The organism is Ruegeria sp. CJ6 (assembly GCF_056536665.1).
In genome coordinates this window covers 90,240-108,974 of sequence record NZ_JBQFQB010000004.1, presented here as the reverse complement: position 1 = coordinate 108,974, position 18,735 = coordinate 90,240, and the positions used below count along the sequence as shown (strand labels likewise).

General features: G+C 54.3%; 14 protein-coding genes. 4 read left to right on the top strand and 10 right to left on the bottom strand.

What is annotated here, in order from left to right:
- The first annotated feature begins 3 nt into the window (after positions 1-3).
- Entirely contained in the window at positions 4-831 is an 828-nt protein-coding gene (locus ACR0BT_RS12785) for a hypothetical protein (RefSeq protein WP_480763288.1), read from the top strand.
- Positions 832-1,160: 329 nt separating this feature from the next.
- Here the strand turns inward: ACR0BT_RS12785 and ACR0BT_RS12780 are convergent, their stop codons facing one another.
- From ACR0BT_RS12780 to ACR0BT_RS12765, 4 genes are all read right to left on the bottom strand, one after another.
- The gene (locus tag ACR0BT_RS12780; RefSeq protein WP_480763287.1) at positions 1,161-3,098 is read right to left on the bottom strand and encodes a UvrD-helicase domain-containing protein; all 1,938 of its coding nucleotides are present in this window, start codon (positions 3,096-3,098) and stop codon (positions 1,161-1,163) included.
- Entirely contained in the window at positions 3,091-5,421 is a 2,331-nt protein-coding gene (locus ACR0BT_RS12775; protein ID WP_170626305.1) for an AAA family ATPase, read from the bottom strand. Before ACR0BT_RS12775 ends, ACR0BT_RS12780 begins: the two co-directional genes overlap by 8 nt.
- A gap of 511 nt (positions 5,422-5,932) precedes the next feature.
- Positions 5,933-8,350, bottom strand: coding sequence for a DNA topoisomerase (ATP-hydrolyzing) subunit B (gene gyrB, locus ACR0BT_RS12770; protein ID WP_170395385.1), 2,418 nt, complete (start codon positions 8,348-8,350; stop codon positions 5,933-5,935).
- Between the two features lie 102 nt (positions 8,351-8,452).
- Positions 8,453-9,025 carry a TetR/AcrR family transcriptional regulator gene (locus ACR0BT_RS12765; protein WP_480763286.1) on the bottom strand — a complete coding sequence of 191 codons (573 nt, stop codon included), beginning with the start codon at positions 9,023-9,025 and terminating at the stop codon, positions 8,453-8,455.
- Positions 9,026-9,124: 99 nt separating this feature from the next.
- On the opposite strand from ACR0BT_RS12765, the gene ACR0BT_RS12760 reads away from it, so the two are divergent.
- Positions 9,125-9,691, top strand: a complete 567-nt coding sequence (locus ACR0BT_RS12760) for a carboxymuconolactone decarboxylase family protein (RefSeq protein WP_170423365.1) — start codon at positions 9,125-9,127, stop codon at positions 9,689-9,691.
- Here ACR0BT_RS12760 and recF read toward each other — a convergent pair.
- From recF to mutM, 6 genes are all read right to left on the bottom strand, one after another.
- Positions 9,688-10,785 (bottom strand): DNA replication/repair protein RecF, encoded by a 1,098-nt coding sequence (gene recF / locus ACR0BT_RS12755; RefSeq protein WP_170395379.1) that lies wholly within the window; start codon positions 10,783-10,785, stop codon positions 9,688-9,690. The two genes, ACR0BT_RS12760 and recF, sit on opposite strands and share 4 nt — an antisense overlap.
- 39 nt (positions 10,786-10,824) lie before the next feature.
- On the bottom strand, positions 10,825-11,946 hold the full coding sequence (gene dnaN / locus ACR0BT_RS12750) for a DNA polymerase III subunit beta (RefSeq protein WP_010442547.1): 1,122 nt from the start codon (positions 11,944-11,946) through the stop codon (positions 10,825-10,827).
- A 225-nt stretch (positions 11,947-12,171) separates the two neighbouring features.
- Complete coding sequence (gene dnaA / locus ACR0BT_RS12745; protein ID WP_170395377.1) at positions 12,172-13,554, bottom strand: chromosomal replication initiator protein DnaA; 1,383 nt, start codon at positions 13,552-13,554, stop codon at positions 12,172-12,174.
- 543 nt (positions 13,555-14,097) lie between these two features.
- Positions 14,098-14,361 (bottom strand): 30S ribosomal protein S20, encoded by a 264-nt coding sequence (gene rpsT, locus ACR0BT_RS12740; protein ID WP_010442545.1) that lies wholly within the window; start codon positions 14,359-14,361, stop codon positions 14,098-14,100.
- Between the two features lie 227 nt (positions 14,362-14,588).
- A complete protein-coding gene (locus ACR0BT_RS12735; RefSeq protein WP_480763285.1) occupies positions 14,589-15,365 on the bottom strand; it encodes an enoyl-CoA hydratase in 777 nt (258 codons plus the stop codon).
- Positions 15,366-15,431: 66 nt separating this feature from the next.
- Positions 15,432-16,283, bottom strand: a complete 852-nt coding sequence (gene mutM, locus ACR0BT_RS12730; RefSeq protein WP_170408657.1) for a bifunctional DNA-formamidopyrimidine glycosylase/DNA-(apurinic or apyrimidinic site) lyase — start codon at positions 16,281-16,283, stop codon at positions 15,432-15,434.
- Positions 16,284-16,369: 86 nt separating this feature from the next.
- Between mutM and ubiE the strand changes: the two genes are divergently transcribed.
- Together ubiE and ubiB are read left to right on the top strand one after the other, a co-directional pair.
- Positions 16,370-17,122 carry a bifunctional demethylmenaquinone methyltransferase/2-methoxy-6-polyprenyl-1,4-benzoquinol methylase UbiE gene (gene ubiE, locus ACR0BT_RS12725; RefSeq protein WP_170515342.1) on the top strand — a complete coding sequence of 251 codons (753 nt, stop codon included), beginning with the start codon at positions 16,370-16,372 and terminating at the stop codon, positions 17,120-17,122.
- The gene (gene ubiB / locus ACR0BT_RS12720) at positions 17,123-18,652 is read left to right on the top strand and encodes a 2-polyprenylphenol 6-hydroxylase (RefSeq protein WP_170515664.1); all 1,530 of its coding nucleotides are present in this window, start codon (positions 17,123-17,125) and stop codon (positions 18,650-18,652) included. It begins immediately after the preceding gene.
- Positions 18,653-18,735: the final 83 nt, after the last annotated feature.

Sequence of the window (18,735 nt, the reverse complement as noted above, 5' to 3'; positions counted from 1 at the left end):
CCGATGCGAAAAAGCAACGGCCTCGAAGACGTGGCAAAAAGAGAAAATTGGATAGACTTTGGTGAGGCGCTAGCAGAAGCGGTCGAAGACCCAATAAAATATGACCTCCGCTCGTCTTCGGAGGTTCTAAATTCGGTAGCGGAACTAAGAGGGAAGCGTGCTCATACCCTGAGAAACCCACTCGAAGCATACAAGTGGTTAAAAAAGAGATTTCCTGACGTAGAAAAAGAGAGACCGGCTTGGCTAGGTATGACCCTGGTCATGTTTTTGATGAAAATCGAAGAACTGGATCCGACGACTGCTGAAAGACTTGCGCCCCAGGTGTTCGGCGGACAAATGAGACAAGTGCAGTTAAAAGCCGAGTTCGACCGGCTCCGACAGGAGCGAGCAGAAAAACACTCGGATGCAAATCTTTCAAAACTATCCTCTCCTCAACGCGCGCAGATTTTTGACCAATCTGTTTTCTCTTTCCTCAGGCAATACGGACCCAAGATGTTCGGGTCCGACAATGCCGAGCTAAAAGACGGAAGAAGCCTGGGTTCATTGTATCCTGACTACGTCATCGAAGTTGACGGGATGCCCAAAGTAGCGGTCGAAATAAACGCGCACAGGACAAGAGTAGAAAGACAGTTCGCAATAAACACGCTTGGCTACCTGTGGCTCCTTAGGAGGCTTGTACCCGAGGCCCTGTTGGTCGTTCCTCGAGACTCCGGCTACGACCTGAAGCAGCTGGCAAAACTCAGAGATGAAATTGGTCTTGATGGAATTCGTTTTGCGACATTACCGGAAGCTGGAGCCAAGCGTTTCGAAGATTTGGTGGTTCAGGAGTAAGGAACGGCTAGGGATAGTCGATCCAGTTTTGTAGTCGCTGAGCTGCTTGTGCAATCCCCGGCAGCGCTAATCCTATCCGGGAGTTTCAAAACTCGACCACCAATCCGGCACTTAGGAGCAACGCCGACCATATTGGTTCAATAGCACACTCTACGATTTATTCATTTGTCGAGTTGCAGCCTCCAAAAGGAGACATGCTTGAACAAAAACCGCGCAAAAAGAACTTTTATGGCCACAGCGAAAGAACTCGACGTTTCGCTGAACAAAGATATTGCACCAACTAAGGCTCAAAGCGCAACGTTTGGAAACTGATCGCTTCACCTAACACTTCATGAAATCATTTCAATTTCGTCCTCGGCAAACAACCCATTGTTGATTGCTGTATCCTTCACGGCTCTTGGATTGTCAGTGTACGCAACAATTGCCAAGCTTTCTTTGGCACGGCTTGCAGTTACATAAAGAAGACGGCGGGTTCGATCCAAAGCACTGTCTAATCCCGCGGCCTCATTCTCAATATCGCGTTTGCTCTTTTCCTTTGCGCCGAAGAGCTTATCGTAGCTGAACAAAAAGCCTCTTGCTTCGTCGTCATTGATGACGACCATCACACGAGGGAACTCCAATCCTTTGACGCCTTGGTGTGTATCAAAGCCTGTGCGCCCATTAACATACGAATAGTACTTTCGAGCTTGGCTAAGCGGTGCATCTAGTGCCGCCCTCCATGCCGAGATTTCCGACTTTGCATCGTCGGCATCAGCCTCATCATCTTCTATTGTTCCATTTGCCTGCTCATCCACGAACGGACTTAACGACCGAGGTATTTGAAAAAGCCGATTGGATGCCACCACTTTCAACAACTCGTTCAGCGTAGGGTCTTCTTCCGCTTTCAGAAGTTGTCGCAGTTCGTAAACGGCAGATTTGGCGGCTTTCAGTACTTCCAATTGCGCGTTGCCCGCAGTCTTAAATGACTGCGGATCAAGGATAGGCGATTTGTCTTGGATAATTCGAGCGACAGCGAATTCATCGTTTTGTACAATTGCGTCAACAAGCTCCGTCACATCGACACAAAAAAAACGCAACCCTGGCAACGATCCTTCAAGTAGATTAGTGCGGAAAGTGTCGTTAGATACTCTATACAGCGGATCAAATACTTCGCTGAAGCCCATGCGGCCGGCTGCCATATGGTGTTCCAAAATAAGCGTTTTGACGGACGCCTCAACCCCCTGCTCGTCTGAGGTCCAATTTGCATCACTTGTCGTGTCCGCCATTTTTTGTCGAACGCTATTTTCGACAACAAGCGGTTTCGCATGTTGAAGTCGATCAACGACAAAGAGCCGGACACAACCGCCAGTCTTGTCACTTCGTGGCTTTTGTTTGTGATCGTCTGCGTCTGACCGGATCTTATTAACAAGCTCGATGATCCGACTACGACTACGGTGGTTCATTTTTTTTGCGGGCTTGGACCAAGTTTCTGGAACGAAACCTTTCTTGCCAAGATTCGGGTGACCATCGGCATAGATTTTTTGCATGGTATCACCAAGCAAACCCAAACTGAAAATGCCACTATAGTTGGCTTCAACCTTGAGCAAAGCTTCAAGAAGATGACGGTTGGTGTCTTGACTCTCGTCGATGAGAAGCACTGGAAAAGCATCAACCAAAATTCGCTGGATAGTCGGTTTTTCGGATAGAAAACTAGCTACAATCTTTAAGACTTCGCCATGACTCAGTGAGTCTCTACTGCTGTTGTCGCCGGTAGGGCTATAGATGAACTCTGGAATTTCATCCAACAGCTCTAGACGCTCTTTCTTCGAGACTATGGAGCGTTCTGTGTCCGCATAGACCTTTGTGTCGGTTCGCTTCCTTCCGGCTTGAGCTTCTTGCATCTCTTCAATTGATGCCTCCAGCTCATCTTTCAGCCAGACTCGTATGTCAGACTGATGGTCTCGAATTAGCAGCCATGAGAAAGAATGGATCGTATGCACGAAAACCAATGGGTCTTGTTTGGTTCGATCAATGATCTCGTCTCGGGCAGCATTTGTGAAAGTGATAACCGCAACTTTCTTACCGCGAACTTGCAACCAACGTCGGTTCTGCATCGTTGGATCGTCAGCTGAGCGAAGAAAATCTATTGCCTTGACCAAAGACCTTGTCTTTCCAGATCCAGCTCCCGCAAAAAGAAAGAAGCTTTGGGGGGCATCAAAACTCAAGCAAGATTGGATTTCCTCGTCCACTTCATCGTCAATGTGATCGTCATTTGCCTGATCAGACATCTTCGTTTCCCTTGGGTAACATGTCAGACTTATTCATCCGTAGTCGGTCTTCCAGCCACTTCAGTCCTTCTTCAATATAGTTTGGGACGATAAGGGCTTCGAAGCCATCACCACTGAGAACATCCAGTGCAAAACTCGCTTTGCTGCCCTTTCCTAAGGCTTCATAAAGCTTCGAAGCGACTGCACTCCAGTCTGGCGCTGAGGCAAGCGCCTCTCGGATTTTACTTGTGAGATCGTTTCCTTGCAGTTTCTTGAAGAAGTCTACGTTTTGCAGCACCATCGAGTCTTCGAATGTGCTTGGAAAAATAGTTGCAGCTTCTTCTTTTGCGCCATCTGACGCCGTTTCCACACCTATCTGATATGCGACTCGAACACCAAAGAGTTGATCATGCTCTACTAGTTTTTCGTCGAACGCCATTTCAACTAGTACATCGAACTCAGTTTCCTTTGGCAGCCAGTTCTTCAAAGTAGCATTGGTTGTGACTTGGCCATCACCTTTTGCAGGAGGGACGCCAGAAACCCTGGTCGTTTCGCCCTCGCCTTTCTTGCCGGCGTCGATGTCGGTTATAATCAGAGTCAGTAAACCCAACTTCTCAATCAGATCCTTCAATCTATGTGCATGGCTTCCATTGATTTCTAAAAGCGTCACAAAGCATTGATGCAAGAATGGGAAGCGATTCTTAATGAAGTGTGGCACAAGCATCCGCTCCGCCGAACCCTCGATCAAAATTGCGGCATCGGCAAAAAACAGATCTGAATGTTGCGCTCGAATGTACCGAGTCACGAAATCCTGTGTTTCCTTCTCGCTGTTTCCAAACACCTCTTTTAGATTTACCACAGTCGATATTGGAACCACTGCGCTCATTCCAGCAGGGAGCCGTCTGAAATAGCGCAAGCAGTTATATGGTGTTTCGTGAGCAACGTGGCTCGAATGAGTGCTGACAACGAGTTGTGTTGTTAAGTTTTTCTTATCCCCCAGGCGATCATGTTGTCTAAGTACATCGTAGGCTTTCTTTATGAAGACCTGTTGCACTTGGACATGGAGATGCGCTTCCGGTTCTTCCAAAAGAACGAGGTGGATGGGTTCAAAGACTGTGTCATCAGATTTCTCTGCCTTTCCTACTCGCATCCATGCATCTCGAAAACGCATTAGCTTGAAGACCATTGAAATCAGGTTCTGGTATCCCAGCCCATTCTGGTTCTCCGGCAAACGCATTAGTTTGTGCGAAGTAGCGGATTTCGAAGGATCACCCATCACATACGAAACAGTTGTCTTGTGCTGAAGTATGTCTCCAGCCTTGAGTTCGGATGTCACTTGGATGTGAGGGTCAGTTACCCCAGGGTAGTTCATACCCTCAACTTCTACAAAGGCTGGTTGGAATGCTTCTCCAATGCGCTCATCGAATGCGGTTCTCGCGGCCTCTATTGCCTCAAGTGCTCCGATATCATCCGGGGAAGGACTGTCGGTTGGATCTAGGTGTTTTTGGTGATAGTGCCCAAGTTGGCTGGAAAGCCGTTGTCCGGGGAACACTTCGAAACGATCATCTGGTCCGCTAGTTTCGTTTTCATCGCTCATTCCGCGTTGCGCTGGTTCGAAGTTCACACGAATGAGGTGCTTGAGCGGGTCTTCTTTCAGTGGTCGAGAAGTTTCACGTAACTTCTGAGGCCTTGCCAACGTTGAAGTAGGCGTCTTGATTTTTGCCGGATCGAGAGGATAAGCGACAACTTTAAATTTTCTCGACAGCAATCGATCTAGGTAGTCCGGCAAATCACGCGGCCAGATCGGGATTTTGGGTTCCTTAAAATCCGTACCGGTTTCTTCTGCCTGCGCCTTTGCCTTTTCGACAGCTGCCGAATGCAGTTCATTTGCCTCATTTCTTAGTTTTCGGAAGTCGTAGAACATGTCCTCAATGTTTGAGGGCTCGAGGCGCAGTCGAAGACCTATCAAACCACCTGCCCAATCTAGATTTGGCATAATGGAACTAACGTAGTGAAACTCGCCTTCATCTACATTCAGCCAAAGATCGAGATATGGGAGCAGTTGAACCCACTCTAACATGCTAACTGGTATCGGATCGCCGGACTCAGGGTCGTGTTTCTCCCAAGTTTGGCCGATCTTTTCCAAAGCAGCGATGTGGCTCAACGTCAAATCTTGCAGCTTGAAGGCGGTTGAGGACTGACTCAAGAACCTGCGAAAAGCCAACATTGCAGATGTCTTGCCGCTGTTGTTCGCACCAACGAAAATCGTCTTCTTGGGTGATAGGTCAATCCTAGTTGCCAGGAGCTTTCGAAAGTTCCCGACTTCGACAAAATCTATCTGCATTATGGCCTCAATCAAAATTCTAGGGAACGCTATTACCTCGTCCCTTACAACTCAGAGTAGCGTCGCCTAATACGGATCACAATCGCGCTTCAATAGCGAACGTATTTTTCGAGCAGGCTAATTTTCCGAATTGACGTCAGACATGATGCAACAAGAGTGTGGTTGATAGCTGCATCAAATGCTTGGAACGTCACATTTTTTTAAGCCGTGCGTGAGAATCGGCGGCTATGTTGAATGTAAGCTTTAGACCGATTGCGAAACACAGCTAAGCCCTGTTTCCACTCAGCGCAATCTTTGCAACTGGCTACGCAACCAGCTGCATTTCATACTTAGCTGTTCAGGCAGTATCCGCTTCAAGTCGATAGACGCAGAAAGTCGAGAACCGCTAGAGTTGCGCCCTGAGTTAATCTAATCCGTCGGAGCGGCAGACAGAAACTCACAGCGCAATACTATGGGCAAACTACGCAAACTTATGGGGTGCGCGAAGTGTTATGCGCAAACCTACAACCGCTCAAAAATCCAAATTCTCCACGCTCAGAGCATTCTTTTGAATGAATTCACGACGCGGCTCCACCACATCACCCATGAGTTTGGTGAACAGATCATCGGCCTCGACCATATCATCCACGCGTACCTGCAACAGGGTCCGCGCGTCCGGGTCCAGCGTTGTTTCCCAGAGTTGATCGGGGTTCATCTCTCCCAAACCTTTGTAGCGTTGCAGCGACAAGCCCTTTTCGCCTTCTTCCAGAATCGCGCGCAGCAGGTCGAGCGGGCCGTGTATGACTTGACCCCGATCACGACGCACCAACGTTGCGGGGGTGTTGTAGACCTCTTGCAGGCTCTGGGTGAAACTGCCGGTTTTACGGGCCTCACCCGAGCGCAACATGGGGCCGTCCAGTGTGCGCACTTCTTCCACACCGCGCAGGATGCGCGCGAGGCGGATGCCGTGATCCTGTGTGATGCGGCCTTGCCAGCCGCGTTCGTATTCCAGTGCAATCAAGTCAAGGCGCGCCGCGACCTTGTCGGCCACGCCCTGCAAATCGGCATCAACAGCGCCGGGCACGAAAGCACCGGCTACAGCAGCCTGCTCCAGAATATGGCGTGGATAATGCGTTGGGAAGGCGTCCAGCACACGCTTCAGCTGGCGCGCTTCATCCACTACGCGGGTCAGGTCCTGGCCGATGATTTCCTCGCCCGAGCCTAATTTAAGTACTGCGCCTTCGACGCCCTGATTGATCAAATAATCATCCAGCGCAGCCTGGTCCTTCAAGTAAACCTCTGATTTACCTCTAGAAACCTTGTATAGCGGTGGTTGAGCGATGTAGAGATACCCGCCCTCGATCAACTCTGGCATTTGCCGGTAGAAGAAGGTCAACAAGAGGGTGCGGATATGCGCGCCGTCAACATCTGCGTCCGTCATAATGACGATTTTGTGGTAACGCAGTTTTTCGATGTTGAATTCGTCGCGGCCAATGCCGGTGCCCAACGCCATCACGAGGTTACCGATCTCTTGGCTCGACAACATCCGGTCAAACCGCGCCCGTTCCACGTTCAAGATTTTGCCACGCAAAGGCAGAACAGCCTGAGTCAGCCGATCCCGACCGGTCTGAGCAGAACCACCAGCCGAGTCCCCCTCGACCAGGAAAACTTCAGTCTTGGACGGATCTTTTTCAGAGCAATCCTTCAGCTTACCAGCCAGATAGTTCACATCCATCGCAGTCTTGCGGCGGGTCAGTTCGCGGGCTTTACGGGCGGCCTCGCGCGCTAAAGCTGCCTCGATGATCTTACCGACAATCCCCTTAGCCTCATTCGGGTTCTCTTCGAACCATTCAGCCAGCTTCTCGTTCATCAGACCTTCGACCGCCGGGCGCACCTCAGAGCTGACCAACTTGTCCTTGGTCTGGGACGAGAATTTCGGATCGGGCACTTTCACAGACAACACGCAGGTCAGGCCTTCGCGTGCATCGTCACCGGTGAAGCTGACCTTTTCCTTCTTTGCGATGCCGCTGGACTGCGCATAGTTGTTGATCGTCCGGGTCAGCGCGCCGCGGAACCCAGCCACATGGGTGCCGCCATCGCGCTGCGGGATGTTATTGGTGAAGGGCAGTACGGTCTCATGATAACTGTCGTTCCACCACATGGCGATTTCCACGCCGATATCGTCACGCTCGCCCTTGATATAAATCGGTTCGGGCATCGCCGGGGTCTTGGACCGGTCGAGATATTTGACAAACTCTTTTACGCCGCCCTCGTAGAACAGCTCGGTTTCCAGCCGCTCAGCAGGGCGCTCGTCGATCAGGATGATCCGCACGCCCGAGTTCAGGAAAGCCAGCTCGCGCAAGCGCTTTTCCAGCGTTTCAAACGAGTATTCGAGGTTCGAAAACGTGTTGGTCGAGGCCAGAAATCGTACCTCGGTTCCCGTGCGATCGCCGCACTCGCCGACGACTTTCAGATGTTCCGCCGTCTCACCGCCCTCAAAACGCGCCACATGTTCCTTGCCGGCCCGCCAAATGCGCAGTTCCAGCCAATCGGATAGCGCATTCACCACCGAGACGCCCACTCCATGCAGACCGCCTGACACCTTGTACGAGTTGCTGTCGAACTTACCGCCAGCGTGCAGTTGGGTCATGATGACTTCAGCCGCTGAAACGCCTTCCTCGGGGTGGATATCCACCGGGATTCCACGTCCATTGTCGCTGACCGAAACGCTGGAATCCGCGTGAATTTTTACAGTCACATGGTCGGCATGACCGGCCAGTGCCTCGTCAATTCCGTTATCGACAACCTCGTACACCATATGGTGCAGACCCGAACCATCATCCGTATCCCCGATATACATACCGGGACGTTTGCGAACTGCCTCTAAGCCTTTGAGAACTTTGATGGAATCAGCGCCGTATTCTTGGGGTGCCTGTGCGTCTTCGGACATGCCGTTAGTACCTATATTATTTTGGTAACTTATACGTTTTCTGGTGGGGATTGTCACGTGCTCCCCCCATATTTTGTGGTTCTGATCCGCTTAATTTGCGGATCAAAGCCGATCAAGGTCTGCTGCAATATCCTCGGCGATTTCTGCCGCGTTCACATCGTCCCGTTCGGCTGACAATCGCAACCCCAGAAGGTCGGATTGATAGCGCGCCGCCAAGCGATCCGGGTCATGACTTGGCGCGATTTCTCCGGCCTTCTGCGCGCTGCGAAAGAGGTCCGCAAAACAAGCTTTCATGTCAGCCATGTGGGTTTGCGCCTGATCAGCCAAATCATGGTCTTTGGCTTGCAATTCCGCATAAGTCTTCGCCAACATGCAGGCTTTTGTTGGCAGTTCCGACGCCTCGATCACACGACAAGGTTGCACCTTAAGAGCACCAAGCGGGCCTAATTCCTGCGCCAAAGCCTTCATATTGGCAACCCCTTCCTGAGTATACCGCTCTAACGCCAGCGCGTAGAGCGCATCTTTCGACCCGAATGCCGCGTAGAAGCTGCCCGGTTTCAGCTTCAGCTCTCGCTCGAGATCCTTAAGCGACGTCCCCGCCCAGCCGTGACGCCAGAAAATATCTCGCGCCTGCGCGATAAGCGCGTCTCGGTCATATGAGGGTTTGCGGGGCATCGTTTCACCAATTCTTGAACGTTCGCTCAAATATATACTTGAGTGATCGCTCAAGAAACCCTAAATACGACTCATCGCGCCAGAAACAGGAGTTTTGACATGGCCAATTTCCCGTCTCACGACCTAGAAACCGCCCCGGAAGGGTCCAAGCCGCTGCTTGAGAAATCTCAGGCTGCATTCGGCCGCCTGCCCGGTCTTCATAAAGTAATGGCCGAGAGCCCCCAGCATCTGGAAGGCTATCAGGTTCTGCACGGCCTGTTTCTGCAGACCGATTTCAACAACGACGAAAAAACCGTTGTCTGGCAAACCATCAATGTCGAAAACGAATGCCATTACTGTGTGCCTGCGCATACCGGCATCGCAAAGATGATGAAAGTCTCTGACGAGATCACCGAGGCGCTGCGCAACGAAACTCCGCTGCCCACGGCCAAGCTGGAAGCGCTACGCACCTTTACCCTGCAAGTGATGGAAACCCGTGGAAACCCGACTGAGGAACAGCTGCAGGCCTTCTTTGACGCTGGCTATTCCCACCGTGCGGTCCTGGATGTCGTACTGGGTCTGGCACAAAAAACCATGTCGAACTACGTCAACCACATGGCCAAAACCCCGGTCGACGAAGTGATGCGCGGCTTCCTTTGGGAACGCAAAGTCGGCGAGCCTGCCTAAACGCTGACGACCGAGCCCTCGTCACCTTCGGTAACGACCAGCGTTTGGGCTCGATCCCCCAATTCTGCAAATAGCTCAGGCCCGGTGCCCGTCATCCAGGCCTGTGCACCCAGCGCACAAATCTCATCATACAACGCAGCGCGCCGACCCGCATCCAGATGCGCGGCCACCTCATCCAGCAATACAATAGGAGGTGCTCCAACCATCTCCGCCAACGCTCGCGCGTTTGATAGGATCAGCGATACCAGCAGTGCTTTCTGCTCACCGGTCGAGCAATCTTTGGCAGGAACGCCCTTGGCGGAATATACACCATACAGGTCTGATCGATGCGGGCCGACCAAAGTCCGCCCGGCGGCCAGATCGCGAAACCGGCTTTCATCCAAAGCTTCTCGCAAGTCTTCCGCCGTCTCAGGCATTGCACCTTCGGTTTGAACCAATTCGAGATCCGCTGACGGAAAGGCCGTCTCAGCTTTGTCCTGTGCTGCGCGCAGATACTCCAACGCACTCAACCGCGCGGCGTGGATGCGATGCCCCATCTCAGCCATCTGCCCTTCCAGCGCCGCGTACCAATGGGCATCGCGAACTTGTTCTTTCAGCAACCGGTTCCGCTCGCGCATCGCTTTTTCATAGGTCAGAGATGCCTCGGCATGTGCAGGATCAAAACTCAGCGCGATTCTGTCGAGGAACCGCCGTCGCCCTTCGGCCCCTTCGATCCAGAGACGGTCCATCGATGGGATTAACCAAACTACCCGCGCCAGCTTTCCCAATTCAATCTGGCTTGAGGTTTTCTCATCAATCCGCACTTGCCGCGCCGCACCACCTTCGGACCAGGTTTCAATCTCGAAATTCTGTCCTTGCGCATTCAATAGCCCAATCAGCTTCCACCCCAGCGCCTCGGGGCGCCGTGTCATCTCAGCGGCGCTTGCCCGCCGCATCCCGCGCCCGGGTGAAAACAGAGAAACCGCTTCCAGGATGTTGGTCTTACCGGCCCCGTTTGGCCCATGGATCGCCACTGGCCGCCCGTCCAACGACAGGCGCGCCAGCTTATGAGACCGAAAATGCGAGACCGTAAGCTCGGTCAGGGCCAATCCCATGACCCCTCTCTTTCGTTAGAGATCACCCAGTCGAGGCAATCAGACGCGCATCGGCATTACGACATATACCGCGCTTTGGTCGTTGCCTTCGCGCATCAGTGTCGGATCACCCGCCGAGTTGAACATAAACACCGCATTTTCACGATCCACCTGAGACGCGATTTCGAGCAGATACTTTGCGTTGAACCCGATCTCCAGGCGCTCATCCCCGTAAGCAACTGCCAGCTCTTCCTCAGCCGCGCCACTGTCGGGTGCATTCACTGACAGAACCAGCTTATCCGCATCCAACTGCAGTTTGACGGCCCGCGACCGTTCGGACGAAACTGTCGCCACTCGATCCACGGCCTGCGCGAATTCAGCCGCGTCCACTTCTAACTTGCGCGTGTTACCTTGCGGGATGACACGTGTGTAATCCGGGAACGTTCCGTCGATCACTTTCGAGGTGAGCGTGATGTCAGGCGTTGCAAACCGCACCTTGGTTTCGCTGACAGAGACGGCGATGTCCATCTCGTCATCATCCAGCAGCTTGCGCAGTTCGCCCACGGTTTTGCGGGGCACGATCACGCCCGGCATATCCGCTGCACCATCCGGCAGATCCGCATCGATCCGTGCCAAGCGGTGACCATCAGTCGCCACGCAACGCAGTACCTTGCCGCCCTCGGAACCATCCGCAACGTGCATGTAAACGCCGTTCAAATAGTATCTCGTCTCTTCCGTGGAAATGGCAAACTTCGATTTATCGAACAGCCGGCGCAACAATGCCGCCGACGCCGTAAAGTTCGATTGGTATTCTGAAGACGCCATAACCGGGAAATCTTCTTTCGGCAGCGTGGCCAGAGAAAAATTCGAGCGCCCCGCTTCCACGGTCAACCGCCCAGCTGCACTATCTGCGGTCAGGGTCACCAGCGCCCCATCGGGCAGCTTGCGTACGATCTCATGTAGCGTTGTGGCCGCAACAGTCGTAGCGCCCGCTTTCTCGACTTGCGCGGGGGCCTTGTCGACCACTTCGATGTCCAGATCGGTGGCACGAAACAGCGCCTGATCGCCTTCGGCCTCGATCAGCACGTTGGCAAGTATGGGAATCGTGTTGCGACGTTCGACAACTGACTGGGCCTGCGAAACGGCCTTGAGAAGGGTGCCGCGTTCGATGCTGATCTTCATACCCTCTGTTCCTTTGACTTGCGTGCCGAAATAGGCGGGACTGGCACGTTAGCGTCTCAGCCCTGAGGCACAAGGATTTTTTACGGATTTCTGGGTCGGATTGCCTCGGTGGTCAAGAGCAGCGCGCGTGAAACACACCAGATCATTCTCAACCGTGGACAATAGCGCACAAGAAAACACCCCGAACGTAATAGTCCGGGGTGTTTTTCAAGGATTCAGTGCGGTTTAGGCTTCCAAGGCCCGGCGCAGCATCTCAACATCTTCGGCAATCTGGCCATCGGTCAACTTCAGCTCTTCGATGCGCTTCACGCCATGCATGACCGTGGTGTGGTCGCGCCCGCCAAATCGACGGCCAATCTCAGGCAGCGACCGACTGGTCAGTTGCTTGCACAGATACATCGCCACCTGACGCGGACGCGCATAGGACCGCAGGCGTTTAGGGCCGATGATATCGCTGAGGCGGATGTTGTAATAATCCGAGACCTTTCGCTGGATCTCTTCGACGGTGATCTTGCGCTCGGAGGCGCGCAGTACATCGGCCAGACAATCCTGCGTCAGCTCCATATCGATCTCGCGCCCGACCAGCGAGGCAAAGGCAAAAAGGCGGGTCAGCGCCCCTTCCAGCACGCGCACATTGGTCGAGATGCGGTGTGCAAGGAACTCCAATACACCATCAGCAATGGTCAGATCGGGATAAGTGCTGCTGTACTGCTGCACTTTGTTCTGCAGGATTCCCAGACGCAATTCGTAGTCTGTGGGATGAAGATCGACGACAAGGCCACATTGCAGGCGTGACTTTACGCGGTCTTCAAGGTCCTTGATCTCGCCCGGCGCGCGGTCGGCCGAGATGATGATCTGCTTGTTCTGATCCACCAGCGCGTTGAACGTGTGGAAAAACTCTTCCTGCGTCGAATCCTTGCCAGCGATGAACTGCACGTCATCGACCATCAGCACATCGACCGAACGGAACAAGTGCTTGAAATCCATCATGCGGCGTTCACGCAAAGCCTGCACAAAGCGATACATGAACTGTTCTGCTGACAGATAAAGCACATTCAACTCGGGGTGCTTGGTTTTCAACTCCCACGCAATCGCGTGCATCAGGTGGGTTTTACCCAGTCCAACACCGCCGTAGAGCACGAGCGGGTTGAAAGTTACCGGGCCGCCCTCGGATACGCGGCGAGCTGCGGCATGTGCAAGTTCGTTGGGTTTGCCAACAACAAAGCTATCAAAGGTAAACCGTGCATCCAGTGGCGCAGCCTGTAGTGCTTCAAGCGCATCGTTGGCTGTATCTGTAACAGCGGGCCGGGTTTCTGGCGCGGGAGATGGCTTGGACTCTTCCACCAATGTGGGACGGGCTGACGAATTGGCCGCTGTGCGAAATGCCAAGCGCTGAACCTTTTCGCCCGATGTGTTCAACTCATAGAGAATAAGGTCCGCAAAATTCTGACTGACATAGTTGCCCATGAAGTTGGTCGGCACCGAGAACACCGCTACACCATCCTGCAACTCCTGAAACTCCAAGGGTTCAATCCAGGTGGTAAAATTGTTCTTCCCAACCGCCTTCATCAATTTGCTACGCAGTTGTCCCCATTTCTCTTGTGTCATTCGGCGCCTCACGCATCCCATTCATTATTGGCCTTAAGGCCTTTTTTAATGTGTCCCGAATTACGGGCCTTTATGGCGCTCACACACAAGGGAACGTTTCGCCAAACCTGATGGTCTGGCGGGTACGCTCGAATATCATCGCAGTCCAATACAGCACGGCCCCAAAATGGGGGCACACCCGGAATCCGGGATGCGCATGATATTCCAATTTATCGACAGGGCCAGGATCTTCGGCTAACCCGAGACCCAGAGCAGATCGTCCAACTGACCGAAGCCAGCTTTCGAACATTCGTTCCTAAATCTTTCCGATGCCCGTCGGTCAGATCCTTGGAACAGCCTGTCCCCCCAAGCGAGTGAATCGCTGATTAAGTCGTAGCAAGAGCCCAAGGGTCCGGGCAACGAAACTCTGATATTGACTCGGGGTTCTGGGCGAAAGAATCTCTCGGCTTCGTGAAGACGCGGCTTTCCGGCAACAATGAAAAAGGCGTCGCAATCAGCGACGCCTTTTTCGCAAATCAACGCTTGACGCGTTTTCCCAAAGAATCAGCCCAGCGCTTTGACGCGCGCCGACAGGCGCGACATTTTGCGGGCAGCGGTGTTCTTGTGGAAGACGCCTTTGGTGACGCCACGCATCAACTCGGGCTGAGCGGCGCGCAGGGCTGCGGTAGCCGCGTCCTTGTCGCCGGATGCGATCGCTTCTTCAACTTTGCGCAGGTGGGTACGGATGCGCGAACGACGCGCTTTGTTGACGGCGAAGCGCTTTTCGTTCTGACGGGCGCGTTTCTTTGCCTGGGGCGAATTTGCCATGTGTCTCTGACCTTTTGTTCGGTACGGTTATCTTGGGTTGTGCGCCACGGACATATCCGCACCGGATCAGAAATCACGAGTGTGAGTCGGGCCAAGCGGGCCGCACGCGCATGTATGACGGCGGTCTCTATCCAAGTTTGGCAGGTTTGCCAAGCTGATTCTTCCAGTATGTGATGAGGGAAAAAGGCGGGGTCTGCCCGCCTAATATCACTAAGCGACGATTATGATCACTTGTCGCGGAACTGAGCCGCACGTTTTTCCAGAAACGCGGCCATGCCTTCTTTCTGGTCCTCTGTCGCGAACATCGAATGGAACACCCGACGCTCAAACAGCATGCCTTCGCTCAGCGGCAGCTCATAGCTGCGGTTCACAGCCTCTTTGGCCGCGATGGCCGTGATCTGCGATTTCTCTGCAATCTTCTGCGCCGCACCGGTTGCCTCTTCGATCAGCTTTTTGGCGGGCACAACCCGACTTACCAATCCGGCGCGCTCGGCCTCTTCCGCGTCCATGAAGCGGCCTGTCAGGTTCATGTCCATCGATTTGGACTTACCAACGAAGCGGGTCAGACGCTGACTGCCACCAAGCCCCGCGATGACGCCCAGATTGATCTCGGGCTGGCCGAACTTGGCGGTGTCGGCAGCGATGATGAAATCGCACAGCATCGCCAGTTCACAGCCGCCGCCCAGCGCGTAACCGGCAACGGCAGCGATGATAGGTTTACGGATCGCGGAAACCCTATCGTTGGCGTCTGCAAACAGATTGACGTCGAATACATCGACAAAACTCATCTCGGACATTTCCTTAATGTCCGCACCGGCGGCAAAGGCCTTGTCCGAGCCGGTGATGACGATGCAGCGCACTTTGTCATTGCTATCCGCATCTTCCAGCGCATCGCACAGCTCACCCAGCAACTGGGTGTTCAGCGCGTTCATCGCATCGGGGCGGTTGAGCTTGATAAGGGCGACGTGGTCTTCGATTTCGACGATGATCGTCTCAAAAGCCATGAGGTGTAAGCTTCCGGTTGTTCCGTTCAGGTACGATTCCTTATCACGCGATTTCGCTGGATCAAGTTATCTTTGGCATTGCGCGCAATAGAAGGATGAGCGACCGGACTGGGTGATTCTCTTGATTTCAGCGCCACAACCCTCGGTTCGACAAGGCTCTCCTTCGCGGCCGTAGACGTCGAAACTGTGTTGAAAATATCCAAGTTCTCCATCGGCTTGGCGGAAATCACGCAGCGATGACCCACCCGCTTCAATCGCGTCCTGCAACACTTTTCTGATGATCGGCACAAGGGCCGCAACGCGTGGCGCAGAAATCTGTCCGGCTTTGCGACGTGGCGACACCTTGCCGCGATAAAGCGCTTCGCAGACGTAAATATTACCCAAACCAGCAACGATTCCCTGATCCAACAACGCTGATTTGACCGGGCTGTTCTTGCCTTTGAAGGCGTCTATCAGGTGCTGTTCGTGAAAATCATTACCCAACGGTTCAGGACCCAGAACCGATAGCAGCTTGTGCTGCTCCGCCGTTGCCGTCGGCAGCAGGTCCATTGCCCCGAACCGGCGCGGATCGTTGAAGGTGATGCGTGCGCCATTAGCCATATGAAACACCACGTGATCATGTTTCTGCGCCATCGGATGCTCATGCGCATACTGTCCGAGCGGATCGCCAGAGACCGTCATCCGCCCCGACATGCCCAGATGGATCAACAACGTCTCGGCACTGCTGAGATCCGCCAGAATGTACTTCGACCGTCGCCGCAGCCGATCCACCCGTTGCCCCGTCAGCCGCTCGGCCATGCGAGCCGGGAAAGGCCAACGCAAATCGGGGCGATTCACATCCGCCCTTTCGATCACTGCGCCCTCCATTGCAGGGCTCAGGCCGCGTCTTACTGTCTCGACCTCGGGCAATTCGGGCATTACAGGGCTCCTATTCCAAAGGGCCGCATTGTGCCCGCCTCTTATCGCCCTATAACAGAGGCGAAATTCGACAAACGGCAAGGCAAATGTCCGACACAAACGACAAGACCACCCATTTCGGGTTCGAAACCGTGCGCGAGGCTGAAAAAGCCGGCCGCGTACAGGGCGTGTTCAATTCGGTCGCCTCGAAATACGACGTGATGAACGACGTGATGTCGATGGGCATCCACCGGGTCTGGAAAGACGCGATGATGGACTGGCTTGCCCCGCGCGCCGGTCAGCGGCTTCTGGATGTGGCGGGCGGCACCGGCGATATCTCGTTCCGCTTTCTGAAGCGCGCAGGCCACGGCCATGCTACCGTGCTGGACCTGACCGAGCCGATGCTGGTCGAGGGCCGCCAGCGCGCCGAGGCCGACCAGATGTCCGACAGCCTGAATTGGGTGGTGGGCGATGCGATGGCGCTGCCCTTTGAGGATAACACCTTCGACGTCTACACCATCTCCTTCGGCATCCGGAACGTCACCCGCCCGCAAGAGGCGCTGAACGAAGCCTTCCGCGTGTTGAAACCCGGTGGACGCCTGATGGTACTGGAATTCAGCCAACTACCCAATGACGGGCTGCAAAAGCTCTATGATCTCTACAGCTTCAACGTCATCCCGCGCATGGGCAAGCTGATCGCCAATGACTACGACAGCTACCAGTATCTGGTGGAGTCGATCCGCAAGTTCCCGGATCAGGAGACATTCCTGAACATGGTCCGCACCGCCGGGTTCGAAAACGCCAAATACCGCAACCTGAGCATGGGCATTGCCGCACTGCATTCTGGCTGGAAGATCTAGATGCGCGGCCCTCACAACATCATCCGCCTGATCCGCACAGGCGCCACACTGGAACGTACCGGTGCCATGAACGTCGTATTGGATGCATTCGAGGCACCGCGCGCCGTACGTATTCTGGCGCATACGCTGGGCAAACCGTTCCAATGGCTGGGCTACAAGGGCGACCCCGAGATGCCGCCCGCCACCCGTGCCCTGACCGCATTGGGTCCGGCTTACATCAAATTCGGGCAGGTGCTTTCGACCCGCCCCGACGTGGTGGGAAATGAGCTGGCCGAGCAATTGCGTGTTCTGCAAGACAAGCTGCCGCCCTTTTCCAAAGCTGAAGCAATGGCAGAGGTCGAGAAAGAGTTAGGCCAACCGACGTCAGAGATATTCAGCGAGTTCAGTGAACCTATTGCCGCTGCCTCGATTGCTCAGGTTCACAAGGCCAAGCTGACCAGCACAGGCGAAGACGTTGCTGTCAAAGTCCTGAGACCGGGTATCGAGCGCGCCTTCCGCAAGGATGTAGACGCGTTCTATTTCGCCGCGCGTATGGTGCAACTTTGCGCCCCCGGAGCGCGCCGACTACGCCCGATGGAAGTGATCGAGCATTTCGACGGCGTAGTACGCGGCGAGTTGGACCTGCGTCTGGAAAGTGCCGCCGCCTCAGAATACGCTGCCAATACCAAGGATGATGCCGGATTCTGGCTGCCTCCGGTGGTCTGGTCGCTATCCGCACGCCGCGTCATGACGCTCAGCTGGGCTGATGGCATTCCCTTGGGAGATAACAATGCGCTGGACGCTGCCGGACATAATCGCCGCGATCTGGCTGAGCGCGTGCTCCGCCTGTTCCTATTGCACGCGCTACGCGACGGCTATTTTCACGCCGACATGCACCAAGGCAACCTCAAGGTCGCTGCGAACGGGGACATTATCGCCTATGACTACGGCATCATGGGTCATATCGATGAATATACTCGCCGGGTATATGCCGAGATTCTCTTTGGTTTCATCCGCCGCGACTATAAACGCGTGGCTGAAGTCCATTTCGAAGCAGGCTATGTGCCTGCCAATCAGGACGTCGACGAATTCGCCCGCGCCTTGCGCGCGGTAGGTGAGCCGATCTTCGGCATGGACGCCACCCATATCTCGATGGGTCGGCTGCTGAGCTACCTGTTCGAAGTCACTGAACGCTTTGGCATGGAAACCCGCACCGAGCTGATCCTGCTGCAACGCACCATGGTGGTGGTCGAAGGCGTCGCCCGCTCGCTTGATGATCACATGAACATCTGGGAGGTCGCCCGACCGGTGGTCGAGGATTACATCAAACAATCCATCGGCCCCCGCGCCGCCCTGCGCGATTTCGGTAAAACCGCCCTGGTGCTTGCCCGTTTCGGTCCCCGCTTGCCCGGTCTGGTGGAAAATGCCCTGATTGCCCAGACCCAAAAAGACGACCCAAAGACACCGGGTTTCATCGCAAACCTTCTGCCAGCAGCGATCGGCGCGGCCGCAGGCATAGCCGCGACGCTTGTCATCTTCGCACTCAGCTAAACCAACCCGACCGCTTCATCTGGCCAAAAATACCTTCGGGGGGAATCGCGCCCCGGCGCGATGGGGGGCAGACAGCCCCCCCT

Excerpts from the sequence above, each read along its gene's own strand:
- ACR0BT_RS12785 (WP_480763288.1), top strand. The coding sequence starts at position 4 with ATGCGAAAAAGCAACGGCCTCGAAGACGTGGCAAAAAGAGAAAATTGG.
- ACR0BT_RS12760 (WP_170423365.1), top strand. The coding sequence starts at position 9,125 with ATGGCCAATTTCCCGTCTCACGACCTAGAAACCGCCCCGGAAGGGTCC.
- ubiB (WP_170515664.1), top strand. The coding sequence starts at position 17,123 with ATGCGCGGCCCTCACAACATCATCCGCCTGATCCGCACAGGCGCCACA.
- recF (WP_170395379.1), bottom strand. The coding sequence starts at position 10,785 with ATGGGATTGGCCCTGACCGAGCTTACGGTCTCGCATTTTCGGTCTCAT.
- gyrB (WP_170395385.1), bottom strand. The coding sequence starts at position 8,350 with ATGTCCGAAGACGCACAGGCACCCCAAGAATACGGCGCTGATTCCATC.
- ACR0BT_RS12765 (WP_480763286.1), bottom strand. The coding sequence starts at position 9,025 with ATGCCCCGCAAACCCTCATATGACCGAGACGCGCTTATCGCGCAGGCG.
- ACR0BT_RS12775 (WP_170626305.1), bottom strand. The coding sequence starts at position 5,421 with ATGCAGATAGATTTTGTCGAAGTCGGGAACTTTCGAAAGCTCCTGGCA.
- mutM (WP_170408657.1), bottom strand. The coding sequence starts at position 16,283 with ATGCCCGAATTGCCCGAGGTCGAGACAGTAAGACGCGGCCTGAGCCCT.
- dnaA (WP_170395377.1), bottom strand. The coding sequence starts at position 13,554 with ATGACACAAGAGAAATGGGGACAACTGCGTAGCAAATTGATGAAGGCG.
- ubiE (WP_170515342.1), top strand. The coding sequence starts at position 16,370 with ATGTCCGACACAAACGACAAGACCACCCATTTCGGGTTCGAAACCGTG.
- ACR0BT_RS12735 (WP_480763285.1), bottom strand. The coding sequence starts at position 15,365 with ATGGCTTTTGAGACGATCATCGTCGAAATCGAAGACCACGTCGCCCTT.
- ACR0BT_RS12780 (WP_480763287.1), bottom strand. The coding sequence starts at position 3,098 with ATGTCTGATCAGGCAAATGACGATCACATTGACGATGAAGTGGACGAG.
- rpsT (WP_010442545.1), bottom strand. The coding sequence starts at position 14,361 with ATGGCAAATTCGCCCCAGGCAAAGAAACGCGCCCGTCAGAACGAAAAG.
- dnaN (WP_010442547.1), bottom strand. The coding sequence starts at position 11,946 with ATGAAGATCAGCATCGAACGCGGCACCCTTCTCAAGGCCGTTTCGCAG.